Source organism: Nesterenkonia halophila (genome assembly GCF_009467795.1).
Classification (GTDB): Bacteria; Actinomycetota; Actinomycetes; order Actinomycetales; family Micrococcaceae; genus Nesterenkonia; species Nesterenkonia halobia.
On the sequence record NZ_WIAX01000006.1, the window covers coordinates 75,410 to 88,965 of the forward strand.

Consider the following 13,556-nt stretch of genomic DNA (forward strand, 5'->3'; position numbering starts at 1 on the left):
GATGCCGAACCGACCATCCGAGAATCCGACGGCGCGACCGACTGTGCGCCGGACCCGACGCGGGCGCGACGCCGCCGGCGCCGGGCCCGCCCCGCCGGCCGGTCGTGCGGAGCATGCAGGACGAAGGGCTTCCATGACTGACGCGACACCTCACGGCGACGCCAGCGCCGCAGCCGCCGACTCCGCCGCCCCGGCCGCCGCGCCGGACAGGACGGACGGGGCGGGCTCCGGCGGCGAGTTCACCGTCCACTGGGGCCGCACCGCCGTCGCGCTGATCGTCGCGCTGGCGCTGCTGACCACGCTGATCGCCGGTCTGCTGGTGGGCCTCGGCGTCGCGTCGGGACCGGTGCCGCTGCTCTCCGGCGGCGTCGCGCTGCTGGGCGTGGCCACGCTGCGCACGATGGCGGTGGTCCGCCGGCGTCGGCGGCGGCGCGCCCGGCTGGACGAGGCGCTGCGCGAGGCGATGAACCCCGACGTCGAGGCCTCCGGGCTGCGCCGGCCGAGCGTGCCGACCACCGATCGGGCGGTCGCCGAGGCCCGCACTCCGCCCTTCGACGCGCTGACCCACGACGCGAGCGGCCGCGGCGGGCCCGGCTCGCTGCAGGAGCTCGACGCCGACGGCCTGCCGCTGCAGCTGGGCCGGACCTTCGCCGACGCCCCGCACGAGCAGCCGGTGCCGCCGGCGGCGCATGCGGCCTCGCCGGCTCGCGCCTGGGAGCCGCGCGAGGTCCCCAAGCCGAAGTACCTGGAGGCGCGCGCCGCCGAGCGTCCGGCGCCGGAGCCGCTGGTCCCCGAGGAGCCGCGGCCGGAGGGGGAGGTCAAGCTCAAGGACGCCGCCGCGCAGATCCGCGCCGAGCAGCAGGAGGCCGCCGGAGAAGCCCCAGAGGGCGCCGACGGCGCCGCGGCGGCCGACGAGGTCCGCGAGATGCCGCGGCCGCGCCGGCAGACCGCCGTCCAGGATTCGCTGGACCTGGATGCCGTGCTCAAGCGGCGGCGGGCCTGAGGAGACCGGCGACTCGATGGAGCAGCCCCAGGACGCATCCCGCGCCGCGCCGGAGAGCCGCAGCGCCGAGCAGGAAGCTCGGCAGATCGCGTTCCTGGAGTCCTACGACGCCCATTCGCCCATCGCGGCGGCGATCCAGCACACCGGCGTCTATGCCACCTCGGTGCATCTGGAATCCATCCAGCACCGTCCCGGGGCCGGGGTGACCGGCATCTACCGGGTCTCCACGGCCCGGCCGGTGATGGCCCGGTCCTGGCCGGCCGGCTCCTACACCGAGACCTCCGACCACGTCGACGACCTCTATGTCGGCATGACCACCGAGGCGGTGCCCGACCACGGGCCGGGAGTGATCTACTCGCACAGTCCCCACGGGCGGCTGGCGATCTGGCAGCATCCGCTGGACCCGGCGCTGCCCGGCCTGCCGCTGGCCACCGACCCGGCCTCGGTGGCCGAGACCTGGGGGCGCGGCCGCCGGCTGGTGGGGCTGGAGACGATCAGCTACCGGCCGCTGCGTCGTGCGGTGATCGCCGCGGCCTTCGACGACGGGTCGCGGCTGTATCTGAAGGTGCTGCGCGCCGGCCGCGCCTCCGATCTGCATGCCCGGCACCGGATGCTGCTCGACGCCGGCATCCCGGCTCCGGTGCCGGTGCGCGAGCCCGTCGACGACGTCGTCGCCCTGGAGGCCGGCGCCGGCGAGCCGCTGGCCGAGCAGATCCTCGCCGACGGCGGCGGGGCTCTCGACCCCGCCCAGTTCCTCGGACTGCTGGAGGCGATGCCGGCGGAGGTGATGACGCTGCCCGCCCGCGACGCCTGGACCGACCGGCTGTCGGCCTACGCCTCGGCGGCGTTCTCCGCGCTGCCGCGGCGCACCGACCGGGTCCGCCGGGTGGAGCGGACGATCCTCGACGGACTGCCGCACACGGAGCGCGGACCGGTGGTGCCCACCCACGGGGACTTCTACGAGGCCAATGTGCTGATGCGCGGCGACGAGGTCTCCTGCCTGCTCGACGTCGACTCCCTGGGGCCCGGCCACCGGGTGGACGATCTGGCCTGCTTCCTCGGGCATGTGGCCGTGCTGCCGGCCGTCGATGCCCGCTACGTGCACGCCCCCGCCGCGCTGGCTCGCTTCGCCCGCGCCTTCGCCGCCGTCGTGGACCCGGAGGCGCTGCGGCTGCGCTCGGCCTCGGTGGCGCTGTCGCTGGTGGCCGGGGCGCGGGACGCCCACCGGGCCGACTGGCAGCACCAGGCCGAGCATCGGCTGGCCTGCGCGGAGGCGCTGCTGGGGTTCTTCCCCACCGACGACCCGGTGCCGGAGTGGCCGCAGGAGCTGCTGCCGCGGTGATCGACGGTCGGTGAGCCGGGGCGGGTCGTGGTCAGGTTCGGTGGCGCTTCAGCCGCGTGAGCTCGCGGCGCAGCTCGGCGGCCTCGTCGGCCTTGTCCTGGTGCATCAGCGCCTCGATGCGGGCCTCCAGCGCCTCGAGGAGCAGGTCCTGCTCCGGCTCACGCTCGCCGACGGCCATGCGCAGGATGGCCTCGGCTTCGTCGGGGCGTCCCATCTCCAGCAGCACTTTGCCCGCGAAGACCTCGGCGCCGCCGGCGGCCCGCTCGTCCCCGGCCGCCCCGAAGAGGTCGGCGGCGTCGAGCGCCTTGGCCACCGCCTGGGTGCCCTCGCCCAGCGCGACGTAGCCGCGGGCCAGCGAATCGGTGATGTCGGCGACCTGCCACTCGGTGCCGTGCTCCTGGGCGACGTCGAGGGCGCGCTGCAGGTACCCGACCCCCTCGGAATCCTCCGTGCGGGTGAGCAGGTGGCCCAGCGCATGCAGCGCCTGCACCAGCGTCAGCGGGTCCTCGTCCTCCTCGCGCCGGGCCAGCTCGAGCCCCTGCTCGTAGTGCCGCCGCGCATCGTCGAGACGCTCCAGCGAGGCGGCCAGCGCCCCGGCGGCCAGATGCGCGCGAGCGGCCTCCTCCGGCTCGTCGGAGCGGGCGAAGAGCCGGGCGGCCTCCTCCCAGTGAGCCAGCGCCTCCAGCGGGCGCTGCTGCTGCGTGACGGCGTGGCCGAGCCCCATCAGCGCCCGCGCCCGGGTGGAGAGATCCTCCTCGGAGCTGCCCAGCCGCAGCGAGAGCGCGTCCAGGACGCTCTCCGCCTCGGCATGGTCCTCGAGCTCGAGCAGCTGCTGGCCCAGCGCCAGCGAGAGCATCCGCGCCTCGGGGAACTCTCCGAGCTCGGCCTGCTGGACGGCGATCCGCCAGGCGAGCACCGCGGCCTCGCCCTGGTCCAGGGCCGAGACCATGCCGGCCAGCAGCGCCGCGGCCGAGGCCGCGCCCTTGCGCACGCCGCAGGCCGAGTAGAGCTCGGCGGAGGTGACCGCGCTCTCCACCGCCTCGTCGTGCCGGTCGTCGTGATGGTGGATGGTGGCCTTCAGCATGGCCATCGCCCCGCGCACGGCGCGGTTGGCCGGTCCGTGGAGCACGCCGTCGGCGATCTGCAGGGCCGCCGCGGACTCTCCGGTGAGCAGCAGCGTGTGGGCGAGGAACATCCGTGCCCCGGCCAGCGCCTCCTGACGGTCGTGCCGCTCGAGGATCCCCACCGCCTCGCGCACCAGCTCCAGCGCGGGCTCGGGGCCCTCGTCGTGCAGCACCCGCACCGCCAGCGAGGAGAGCACGTCGGCCAGCTCCAGGCTGCCGTCCGTGCCGCCTGTCTCGTCCGTGCCGCCCGTGCCGGCGGCGCGGTCCTCGTCGCGCAGCTCCTCGGCGACCCGGGCGAGGATGTCGCCTTCGACGGTGTCCGGCTCGCGCAGCAGCATGCCGCCGAGCTCCTCCTCGATGCGGGCCTGGCGGCTCCGGCCGAGGTCGCGCAGCAGCGCGACCCGCGCGGCGAGGTGCGGGGCGGCGGCGGCCGAGTCGCCGCGCATCTCGTGGACGCCGGAGAGGATGCGCAGCAGCATCAGCCGGTTCTCCGGCTCCTGGCCGCCGCGGGACTGGAGGCCGCGGGAGGCGGCGTCGGCGGCGGCGTGGTAGCGCTCGCCGTAGGCGGCCTCATAGGCGAGGTCGAGCCAGCCGCGGGCGGTCCGAGCCTCGGGCTCGCTCGGCTGCGGACCGTGCAGCAGCGCCTGCAGACGCGTGACGAGCCGCGCCGCGCCGGGGAGCTGGACCTGGTCATCAGCCGCATCGGAGGTCATCTGTCCAGCCTAAGACGTCCGCGTGGGAAGCGGAGAACCTTCGTCCGTAGAATGAAGCTCATGACTGACGACGACCGCCCGCCGCGCCCTGTTCCGGGACCCGGTCGGCGGGCGGCGGGGCGCAGCGCCGGACGGGCCCCCGGGCGCGTCCTCGGGGCCGGGGGCCTCGCCGCGCTCGCGGCGCTGGTGCCGGGCTGCTCGGGCCCGCCCCCGGCGGAGGAGCCCACCGGCGAGGAGGCCGAGGAGGCGCTGACGATCGCCGTCGCCGACGATCAGTTGGAGCGCGCCGTGGCCGGCATCTACTCGCTGGCGATGAACTCCCGGGACGTTCCGGCGGTGGTCGAGGTCCGCGACGCACAGCCCGGCGAGCTGGTCGCCGGCTTCGCCGAGGACGGGGGAGAGGGCGACGACGGCGGCTCCGACGACGCGCTGGTCGTCGCCGGCACCCTGGACCTGGCCCGGCAGCTCGACCCCGAGGGCTACCAGGAGCAGGCCGCTCCCTCGCCGGAGGCGACCGCCGCGGCCGCAGTCCCCACTCCGACGGCCGAGACCGTGCTGGGGCTGGTCGAGGACGCCGTCGACGGAGCCGAGGTCCTGGAGCCCGCCGCCGCGGTGCTCACCGAGACGCTGGTGGTCACCACGGTCACCGCCGTCGAGCAGGACATCCCCCGCGACTCCTCCGACGCCCGCGACTCCTCCGTCGCCGAGGCTTGCGACCAGCTCGTGGTGGGGGCGCGCGAGGATCTGCCGACTCCCGAGGACTCGCTGGCCGCGACCTACGACTGCGAGCCGGCCGCGGTGAGCACCGGCGGCGAGGACGAGCTGGTGCGGCGGCTGATCTCCGCCGAGCTCGACGCGGCGGTGATCAGCTCGACCCATCCGGGCATCGAGCAGCACGCGCTGGTCGCCCTCGACGATGCCGACCACGCCTTCCCCCGTGAGCAGCTGGTGCCGGTGGTCGACGACGCCGCGGCCGAGGAGATCCCCGACATCGTCGGCCAGGTCTCCTCACGGCTGGACGCCGAGGCGGTGACCACGCTGCGTCGGCTGCTCTCCGGCGAGCAGGGGCTCGCGCCGCACGAGGCCGCCGAGTACTGGCTGGTCGAGGAGGATCTCATCGCCGCCCCGGAGGACTGGGGGTAGGGCGGAGCGCGTCCCCGCCACGCCGAGGATCGACGGGGCGGCGGCGCGCCGAGCGGCGTCCGGGGAGATTCCTCCGCGGCGCCCCCTGTGCGGGAGCTCCCCCATGAGGCAGGATTGCTCTATGGAGGAGTTCGAGGAGTTCACCCAGGCGGACAAGCTGCGCGGCGTCCGGTACGACGTCCGCGGCCCCATCGCGACGGAGGCGGCACGCCTGGAGGCGGCCGGCCACCGCATCACGAAGCTCAACATCGGAAATCTCGCGCCCTTCGGCTTCGAAGCCCCGGATTCGATCCTGGTCGACATGATCAAGAATCTGCCGACCGCCCAGGGCTATTCGGACTCGCAGGGGATCTACTCCGCCCGCACCGCGGTCGCGCAGTACTACCAGACCCGCGGGATGAAGGAGGCCGACGTCGACGACGTCATCCTCGGCAATGGGGTCTCCGAACTGATCACCATGGTGCTGCAGACCATGCTGAACCCCGGCGACGAGGTCCTCATCCCCGCCCCGGACTACCCGCTCTGGACGGCGGTGACGACGCTCTGCGGCGGCCGGCCGGTGCACTACATCTGCGATGAGCAGAACAAGTGGTATCCGGACGCCGAGGAGATCGAGTCGAAGATCACCGATCGGACCAAGGCGCTGGTGATCATCAACCCGAACAACCCCACCGGGGCGGTCTACCCGCAGGAGGTCCTCGAGGACCTGGTCGACGTCGCCCGGCGGCACAACCTGATGCTGCTCTCCGACGAGATCTACGAGAAGATCACCTACGACGACGCCGAGACGGTCAATGTCTGCACGCTGGCCGAGGACGTCTTCACCATCACCTTCTCCGGGCTGTCGAAGACCTGGCGGGTGGCCGGCTTCCGGTCGGGGTGGATCTACATCTCCGGGGCGAAGCATCTCGCGAAGAACTACCTCGAGGGCCTGAACCTGATGTCGAATCTGCGGATGTGCCCGAACGTGCCCGCCCAGCACGCCATCCAGACCGCGTTGGGCGGCTATCAGTCCATCGACGAGTTCATCCAGCCGGGCGGGCGGCTCTATGAACAGCGGAACGTCGCGCACAAGTTGCTCTCGGAGATCGAGGGCGTCGACGTCCATCAGGCCGACGGCGCGCTGTACCTCTTTCCGCGGCTGGATCCGGAGATCTATCCCATCGAGAGCGACGAGGCCTTCGTCATCGAGCTGCTGCGCCAGCAGAAGATCCTGGTCTCGCACGGACGGGCCTTCAACTGGATCGACGACAACCACTTCCGCCTGGTCACCCTGCCCGCCGTGGAGGAGCTGGAGGAGGCCATCGCCGGCATCGCCGACTTCCTCGCCGGCTACCGCGACGCGGTGTCGCCGGGGGCCGTCGGCGTCGACTGAGCCGGTCCCGGAGGTGCCGAAGAGTCCTTCATGAGACGGCATGTGGCCGCAGACACCCGGCTCGGTGAGGCAGGATGGGAGGATGGAGGAGTTCGAGGAGTTCACCCAGTCGCCCAAGCTCCGCGACGTCCGCTACGACGTCCGCGGACCGATCGCCCGGGAAGCCACCCGGCTCGAGCGTGAAGGGCACCGCATCACCCGGCTGAACATCGGCAATCCGGCGCCCTTCGGCTTCGAGGCGCCGGACTCGATCCGGATGACGATGATCAGCAACCTGGCCACCGCCCAGGGGTACTCGGACTCGCAGGGCATCTACTCGGCCCGGATCGCCGTCGCGCAGTACTACCAGAGCCGCGGGATGACCGAGACCGACCCGGATGACATCTATCTGGGCAACGGCGTCTCCGAGCTGATCTCGATGGTGCTGCAGGCGATGCTCGGCCCCGGCGACGAGGTCCTCATCCCCGCGCCGGACTACCCGCTGTGGACCGGTGCGACAACGCTGGCCGGCGGCACGGCGGTCCACTACATCTGCGACGAGCAGAACAACTGGTGGCCGGATCCCGAGGAGGTCGAGTCGAAGGTCACCGAGCGGACCAAAGCGCTGGTGATCATCAACCCGAACAACCCCACCGGGGCGGTGTACCCCCGCGAGGTCCTCGAAGGGCTGGTGGACGTCGCCCGGCGGCACAACCTCATCCTGCTCTCCGACGAGATCTACGAGAACATCACCTTCGACGACGCCGAGATGGTCAACGTCTGCACCCTCTCCGACGACGTCTTCACCATCACCTTCTCCGGGCTGTCGAAGACCTGGCGGGTGGCCGGCTTCCGCTCGGGCTGGATCTACGTCTCCGGGCCGAAGCATCGGGCGAAGAACTACCTCGAGGGCCTGACCCTGCTGATGAACATGCGGATGTGCGCCAATGTGCCGGCCCAGCATGCGATCCAGGCCGCCCTGGGCGGGCACCAGTCCATCGAGGACCTGATCAGTCCCGGCGGGCGGCTGCATGAGCAGCGCACCGTCGCCCACCGGCTGCTCTCGGAGATCGAGGGCGTCGACGTCCATCAGTCCGACGGCGCGCTGTACCTGTTCCCGCGGCTGGATCCGGAGATCTACCCCATCGAGGACGACGAGTCCTTCGTCATCGAGCTGCTGCGCCAGCAGAAGATCCTGGTCTCGCACGGGCGGGCCTTCAACTGGATCGACGACAACCACTTCCGGCTGGTGACCCTGCCCGGCGTCGAGGAGCTGGAGGAGGCCATCGCCGGCATCGCCGACTTCCTGCAGAGCTACCGCGACGCGACAGTGCGCGCCTGAGCCCCCCCGCGGGACGTCACGTGGCGGGGCCCTCCGCGGCGCCGGTCTCGGCCTCGTCGGAGGAGTCCGTCGACTCCAGGCTCTCGCGGACCTCCTGCAGCCTGGTGCGGGCGCCGTCGAGCCACCGCTCGCAGCGGTCGGCCAGCGCCTCGCCGCGCTGCCATAGCGCCAGCGACTCCTCCAGCGGGGCGCCGCCGGTCTCCAGCTTGGTCACCACCTGCACCAGCTCGTCGCGGGCCTGCTCATAGCTCATCGACTCGACGTCGTCGAGCTTGGCGGTGCTGAAGGTGTTCTCCGGGGTCTCGCTCATCGAGGATCCTCCTCCTGGGTGACGTCAGTGTCCTGGGTGTCTTGAGTGTTCCGGGCGTCTCGGGCGGTCTCTTCGGCCTGGCCCTGGTCCTGGCCGTCGTCCCGGCCCTCCGTGCCGCCGCGCCGCTCGCGGACCTCGCGCACGTCGGCGTCGAACTCGCCGGCGGCGACCATCACGCGCACGTCGTCGCCGGGGGAGAGGGTCGCGGCGTCGCGGACGATCCCCTCGCCGTCCTGGACCACCGCATAGCCGCGGTCCAGCGTCGACTGGGGCGAGAGGGCGGTGACCCGCGCCCGGGCCTGGGCGATCCAGTCGTCGGCGCGGGCCGCGGCGGCCTCCATCGACACCAGCGCCCGACGGCGCAGTCCGGCGATCTCCTCGGCGCGGCCGGCGACCATGGTCTCGGGGGCGGCCAGCACCGGGCGGGAGCGCAGCGCGGCCAGCCACTCGACCTCACGGCCGATCATCCGCTCCACGCCCGAGGACATCCGCGACCGCGTCTGGGTGATCTGCTCCCGCTCGGCGGCCTCGTCGACCACCAGCAGCCGGGCCGATCCCGTCGGCGTCGAGGCGCGGACGTCGGCGACCTCGTCGAGCAGCGGTCGGTCGGCCTCGTGGCCGATGGCCGAGACCACCGGCGTGCTCGCCTCGGAGACGGCACGGATCAGCCGCTCGTCGGAGAAGGGCAGCACGACCTCCTCGAGGGCCCCGCCGCCGCGGGCGATGACGATGACGTCGACGTCGGCGCGGGCGTCCAGCTCGGCCAGCGCCACGGAGACGTCGACCGGGGCGGCCGCGCCCTGGGTGGTGACCTCGCGGATCTCGAATGCCGCGGCGGCCCAGCGGGCGTGGGTGTTGCGGAGGATGTCCTTCTTCGCGTCCGAGTCGCGGCCGGTGATGAGCCCGATGCGCCGCGGCAGCACCGGAAGCGGCTTCTTCCGGGCCGGGTCGAAGAGTCCCTCGGCGCCCAGCTGGCGCTTGAGCTGCTCGACGCGGGCGAGCAGGTCGCCCAGCCCCACCGGCCGCATCTGGTGGGTGACCAGCGACAGCCGGCCGGTCTTGGCATAGAGGTTGGGCTTCACCTGGGCGACGACGCGGGCGCCGGGCTGGACGACGCCGTCGAGCCCGGAGGCCACGTTGCGCCAGGCCACGGCGTTGAAGGAGATCTCCTGCTCCAGATCGCGCAGGGTCATCCAGGCATTGCCGTTGCGCATGGTGAACTCGACGAGCTGTCCTTCCACCCAGGTGGGGGAGACCTTCTCGATATGGGCCTTGAGCTTGCCGGAGAAGTGGCTCAGCGGCCACGGGGTGTCCGGCGAAGTCTCCTGGCTGGTCGCCGGCAGGGCGGCGGGCCCGGAGGACTGCTCCGCGGAACCGGTCACGTGCGTCTCCTCGCGGTCGTCGGGTGGGCGAGCTGATCAGGTCGGCTGGTCGGGTCGGCCGGTCAGAGCGGCCGGTCCGGCCACCGGTCAGGGTGGGGCAGTACCCTGGCCCTCCGTCGAGGGGCCGGCCCGTCGTCCGCCACTCTACCGAGCCGCGGCGTCACGGTCCGCCTCGGCGATCTCGTTGTGGAGTACCTCTGCCCGTCCCACGTCAGGAGTCTGTCGATGCGCCATGTCCTCAGCGCGATCTGTCTGATGCTGGCCGGGCTGCTCGCCGCGGCCGCGACGGCCGGCCAGCAGGTCGACCAGCTGCTGCGCGAGCCGGAGCCGATCCGCGAGATCGCCGGACAGCTGCCCGCCGACGAGGCCTTCGCCGAGGCGGTCTCGGAGCGGATCGCCGACGACGCCGCCGAGCAGCTGCCGGCCGGGATCTCCGGCCTGGTCGGATCCGGCCTGCAGAACCTGGTCTCCTCGGCGGTGTCGGATCTGCTGGAGGACGAGGACGCCCGCGCCGCCTGGGAGGAGTCGCTGCAGAGCACCCGGACCGACTACGCCGAACAGCTGGAGACGCTCTTCCACGAGGGCGCCTCCGGCGAGGCCGGGGAGCTGGCGGTGCCGCTGGACCTGACTCCGGTGGCCCAGGTGCTGGTCGGCCGGCTCCCGCTGGTCGGGGAGGAGGCCGCCGACCAGCTCGCCCCGCAGATCGTCGTCGACGTCGACCCGGTCTCGGACTCCGGCGTCGACGACTACGGTGTCGCCACGCTCGCGCAGGCCTCCTCCCACTGGGCCGTCGGCGCGATCTCCGCGGCGGTGCTGGCCGTGCTGGGCCTGCTGCTCGGCGGCGGGCGCGGCCGCTGGGTGAGCCTGGTCCTCGGCGGACTGGTCGCCGCCGGGCTGGGGCTGGTCGCCGCGCTGGGCCCGGCGTCGCCGGATCCGACGGCGCCGGCGGGGGCGAGCCCCGCCTCTGCGGCAGTGGTCGAGCCTGTCGCCGGCGAGTTCGCCGCCTGGGCCCAGCCGACCTGGTGGCTCTTCCTCGGCGGGGCCGGCGTGGTCGTCGTCGCCGGCCTCGTCGGACTGCTGGCCGCCCGCGGACTGCGCGGCGTCGACGGCGACCGGAGGGGGCCGCGAGGTGAGGGCGCGGCGGTCCATCATCCTGATCACAGCGCGGTCTCTCAGGTCTGATCGCTTTGTCCTCGGCCGGTAGACTGGGGCCATGACTACCAGCACGACCACGGAGGCTCCCGCTCACGGCCAGCACATCTCGGTGCCGACGCCGATGGTCCCGCGTCGGCGACGGTCCCCGGAGGACGTCGCCGCCGCCTCCACCTTCGAAGGCGAGCGGCGCGTGCTGCTGGCGGCCCCGCGCGGATACTGCGCCGGCGTCGACCGCGCCGTCGTCGCGGTGGAGAAGGCCCTGGAGCGCTACGGGCCGCCGGTCTACGTGCGCAAGGAGATCGTGCACAACCGCCACGTGGTCGACACGCTCACCGAGAAGGGCGTGATCTTCGTCGAGGAGGCCGACGAGGTCCCCGAGGAGGCGCTGCTCGTCTTCTCCGCCCACGGGGTCTCGCCGCAGGTGAAGCAGACTGCCGCGGATCGGAATCTGCAGACCATCGACGCGACCTGCCCGCTGGTCACCAAAGTCCATCGCGAAGCCGTGCGCTTCGCCAAGGACGACCGCGAGATCCTGCTCATCGGCCATGACGGCCATGAGGAGGTCGAGGGCACCTACGGCGAGGCGCCCGAGGCGACGACAGTGGTGAACAACCCCGAGGAGGCCCGCACCGTCGAGGTGCAGAACCCGGACCAGCTGGTCTGGCTCTCGCAGACCACGCTCTCGGTGGACGAGACCATGGAGATCGTCCAGATCCTGCGCGAGCGCTTCCCGAATCTGCAGGACCCGCCCAGTGACGACATCTGTTACGCCACCAGCAATCGCCAGGCGGCGATCAAGAAGATCTCGCCGGAGTCCGACCTGGTCATCGTGGTCGGCTCGGCGAACTCGTCGAACTCGGTGCGGCTGAAGGAGGTCGCCCTGGAGCACGGCGCCGCGCGCGCCGAGCGGGTGGACTTCGCCAATCAGATCGACGAGGCCTGGTTCGAGGACGCCCGCACCATCGGCGTGACCTCCGGAGCTTCAGTGCCCGAGGTGCTCGTCGACGAGGTCCTGCGGCTGCTGGCCGACTACGGCTACGGGGAGGCCGCCGAGGTCGTGACGGCCGAGGAGGACATCGTGTTCTCGCTGCCGAAGGAGATCCGCAAGGCGCTGCAGGACGCCGGGCATGAGGACACCGGCCGCGGGGGCCGGACCCGCTGACCCACTCGTCGGCGGCAGATTTCCTCGGACGCTGCGGGGTATTTCCTAGGCGCTTCGTTCCAGAAAGAATCTCCCGGCCGTGGGTGAGTCCGGCCGGCGTCTCGAGCTGCCGCGAGTGAACAGTCCTCCCGGCAGCTCGCCGCGGCAGGACACAGATGGGCCGGGTGAGGCCCGGGCGGAATCCGCCCGGGCCTCACCCGGCCCAGAAGTGCCTGCGAGCCGGCGCCTCAGAGGGTGCCGCCTCACAGGTCATGCGTGGGCGATACTCAGAGGATGCCGCCCAGCAGGGTCAGGACCGTGTTGAGGGTCGAGGCGACGGTGCCGCCCAGGGACACGCCCAGGTTGGCCACCAGGTCGGTGACGACGCTCAGGTCCACGCCCAGGATGTCGGCAGTGGCTTCGAGGTTCGCGCCTGCGTCGGTGTTCATGGGGATCTCCTTTGGATAGGGGATTTTCAGTCGATTCCTCGACTCAATTATCGAGACGTTCCGTTCCGTGGAAGCAGTTCGGAACTGGACTCATCCTATCGACTCAGATCGGCGGGGTCATCCTCAGGAAGGATGTGATGGCGAGAAATTTGCCGAGAGTTTTCCGGAGCGAGCAGTTACTTGAAAGTAGCGTGTGTGCAGCCTGAATAGCGGCTGAAATCATCCATGCGGAGTGTTCAGGAAATGTGGACCTGGAGTTCAGGTCCTCCCCGGGGAAGGGGTGTGGACGAGGCGAACGCGTCGGCGCGCCGGCGTTTAGGATGGCAGGCATGACGATCCTCGGCATGGTGACGGCCGTCGTCGCCGCCGTGCTGCTCGGGACCGTGCTGCAGCGGATCTCGGGCACCGGCGTGGGGCTGGTGGTCTCGCCGGTGCTGTCCATCCTGCTGGGTCCGGCGCTCGGGGTGCTGATCACCAACATGACCACAGTGGTCTCCGGGGCGCTGATCATGGCCGCGGTCTGGTCGCGGATCAGCTGGCGGCGCTTCGCCGTGATCCTGCCGGCCGCGGCGGTCGGCGCGGTGCCGGCGGCCTGGATGGTCGGCACCGTCGACGCCGGCTGGCTGTCCATCCTCGTCGGAGCGATCGTCGTCTGCGCGCTGTTGGTCGCGGTCGCGCTGCCGCGGCTGCCCGAATGGTCCTCGACGGGCTCGCGACTGACCGCCGGGCTGCTGGGCGGCTTCTTCAACACCGCCTCCGGCGTGGCCGCCCCGGTCATGGTCATCCACGCGAAGCTCTCACGCTGGGATCAGACCAGCTTCGCCGCCACGCTGCAGCCGATCTTCCTCTCCATGGGCCTGATCTCGGTCCTGGTGAAGCTGATGATGGGATCGGTGCCCCTCGACGATGCCGACGGGCTCGCCCCGGCGCTGCTGGTCCCGGCGGTGGTGGCCACTGTGCTGGCCGGCGTGCTGATCGGCGGGCGCGCGGCCCGGGCGGTCACGCCGACGACGGCGCGGCGGGTCGCGGTCACGCTGGCCGGCCTCGGCGGGGTCGGCGCGATCCTGCGCGGCGTGCTGGATCTGATCGGCTGATCGG

General features: G+C 72.2%; 12 protein-coding genes. 8 read left to right on the plus strand and 4 right to left on the minus strand.

The genetic code is table 11. The features are described from left to right. Positions 1-133: 133 nt before the first annotated feature. The gene (locus tag GCL72_RS02790; protein WP_153143191.1) at positions 134-1,003 is read left to right on the plus strand and encodes a hypothetical protein; all 870 of its coding nucleotides are present in this window, start codon (positions 134-136) and stop codon (positions 1,001-1,003) included. Positions 1,004-1,019: 16 nt separating this feature from the next. Beyond that, positions 1,020-2,345 carry an aminoglycoside phosphotransferase/kinase family protein gene (locus GCL72_RS02795; RefSeq protein WP_153143192.1) on the plus strand — a complete coding sequence of 442 codons (1,326 nt, stop codon included), beginning with the start codon at positions 1,020-1,022 and terminating at the stop codon, positions 2,343-2,345. A gap of 31 nt (positions 2,346-2,376) precedes the next feature. Here GCL72_RS02795 and GCL72_RS02800 read toward each other — a convergent pair whose 3' ends face one another. Continuing rightward, complete coding sequence (locus GCL72_RS02800; protein WP_153143193.1) at positions 2,377-4,182, minus strand: tetratricopeptide repeat protein; 1,806 nt, start codon at positions 4,180-4,182, stop codon at positions 2,377-2,379. 60 nt (positions 4,183-4,242) lie between these two features. Here GCL72_RS02800 and GCL72_RS02805 point away from each other — a divergent pair, with 60 nt between their 5' ends. From GCL72_RS02805 to GCL72_RS02815, 3 genes are all read left to right on the plus strand, one after another. Next, positions 4,243-5,325 (plus strand): glycine betaine ABC transporter substrate-binding protein, encoded by a 1,083-nt coding sequence (locus GCL72_RS02805; protein ID WP_153143194.1) that lies wholly within the window; start codon positions 4,243-4,245, stop codon positions 5,323-5,325. Positions 5,326-5,446: 121 nt separating this feature from the next. Further along, positions 5,447-6,700, plus strand: coding sequence for a pyridoxal phosphate-dependent aminotransferase (locus GCL72_RS02810; protein WP_153143195.1), 1,254 nt, complete (start codon positions 5,447-5,449; stop codon positions 6,698-6,700). Positions 6,701-6,782: 82 nt separating this feature from the next. Next, entirely contained in the window at positions 6,783-8,021 is a 1,239-nt protein-coding gene (locus GCL72_RS02815; RefSeq protein WP_153143196.1) for a pyridoxal phosphate-dependent aminotransferase, read from the plus strand. Positions 8,022-8,037: 16 nt separating this feature from the next. Here the strand turns inward: GCL72_RS02815 and GCL72_RS02820 are convergent, their stop codons facing one another. Together GCL72_RS02820 and xseA are read right to left on the minus strand one after the other, a co-directional pair. Then, on the minus strand, positions 8,038-8,331 hold the full coding sequence (locus GCL72_RS02820) for an exodeoxyribonuclease VII small subunit (RefSeq protein WP_153143197.1): 294 nt from the start codon (positions 8,329-8,331) through the stop codon (positions 8,038-8,040). Continuing rightward, entirely contained in the window at positions 8,328-9,713 is a 1,386-nt protein-coding gene (xseA, locus tag GCL72_RS02825) for an exodeoxyribonuclease VII large subunit (protein WP_153143198.1), read from the minus strand. Before xseA ends, GCL72_RS02820 begins: the two co-directional genes overlap by 4 nt. A gap of 225 nt (positions 9,714-9,938) precedes the next feature. Here xseA and GCL72_RS02830 point away from each other — a divergent pair, with 225 nt between their 5' ends. Together GCL72_RS02830 and GCL72_RS02835 are read left to right on the plus strand one after the other, a co-directional pair. Beyond that, positions 9,939-10,895, plus strand: coding sequence for a hypothetical protein (locus GCL72_RS02830; protein ID WP_153143199.1), 957 nt, complete (start codon positions 9,939-9,941; stop codon positions 10,893-10,895). Between the two features lie 31 nt (positions 10,896-10,926). Further along, positions 10,927-12,030: a 4-hydroxy-3-methylbut-2-enyl diphosphate reductase gene (locus GCL72_RS02835; RefSeq protein ID WP_153143200.1), complete on the plus strand. Its 1,104-nt coding sequence runs from the start codon at positions 10,927-10,929 to the stop codon at positions 12,028-12,030. Positions 12,031-12,296: 266 nt separating this feature from the next. Here the strand turns inward: GCL72_RS02835 and GCL72_RS02840 are convergent, their stop codons facing one another. Beyond that, the gene (locus GCL72_RS02840; protein ID WP_153143201.1) at positions 12,297-12,458 is read right to left on the minus strand and encodes a hypothetical protein; all 162 of its coding nucleotides are present in this window, start codon (positions 12,456-12,458) and stop codon (positions 12,297-12,299) included. Positions 12,459-12,787: 329 nt separating this feature from the next. Between GCL72_RS02840 and GCL72_RS02845 the strand changes: the two genes are divergently transcribed. Then, a complete protein-coding gene (locus GCL72_RS02845; protein ID WP_153143202.1) occupies positions 12,788-13,552 on the plus strand; it encodes a TSUP family transporter in 765 nt (254 codons plus the stop codon). Positions 13,553-13,556 lie beyond the last annotated feature (4 nt).

Excerpts from the sequence above, each read along its gene's own strand:
- GCL72_RS02820 (WP_153143197.1), bottom strand. The coding sequence starts at position 8,331 with ATGAGCGAGACCCCGGAGAACACCTTCAGCACCGCCAAGCTCGACGAC.
- GCL72_RS02830 (WP_153143199.1), top strand. The coding sequence starts at position 9,939 with ATGCGCCATGTCCTCAGCGCGATCTGTCTGATGCTGGCCGGGCTGCTC.
- GCL72_RS02790 (WP_153143191.1), top strand. The coding sequence starts at position 134 with ATGACTGACGCGACACCTCACGGCGACGCCAGCGCCGCAGCCGCCGAC.
- GCL72_RS02835 (WP_153143200.1), top strand. The coding sequence starts at position 10,927 with ATGACTACCAGCACGACCACGGAGGCTCCCGCTCACGGCCAGCACATC.
- GCL72_RS02840 (WP_153143201.1), bottom strand. The coding sequence starts at position 12,458 with ATGAACACCGACGCAGGCGCGAACCTCGAAGCCACTGCCGACATCCTG.
- GCL72_RS02795 (WP_153143192.1), top strand. The coding sequence starts at position 1,020 with ATGGAGCAGCCCCAGGACGCATCCCGCGCCGCGCCGGAGAGCCGCAGC.
- GCL72_RS02845 (WP_153143202.1), top strand. The coding sequence starts at position 12,788 with ATGACGATCCTCGGCATGGTGACGGCCGTCGTCGCCGCCGTGCTGCTC.
- GCL72_RS02805 (WP_153143194.1), top strand. The coding sequence starts at position 4,243 with ATGACTGACGACGACCGCCCGCCGCGCCCTGTTCCGGGACCCGGTCGG.
- GCL72_RS02815 (WP_153143196.1), top strand. The coding sequence starts at position 6,783 with ATGGAGGAGTTCGAGGAGTTCACCCAGTCGCCCAAGCTCCGCGACGTC.
- GCL72_RS02800 (WP_153143193.1), bottom strand. The coding sequence starts at position 4,182 with ATGACCTCCGATGCGGCTGATGACCAGGTCCAGCTCCCCGGCGCGGCG.
- GCL72_RS02810 (WP_153143195.1), top strand. The coding sequence starts at position 5,447 with ATGGAGGAGTTCGAGGAGTTCACCCAGGCGGACAAGCTGCGCGGCGTC.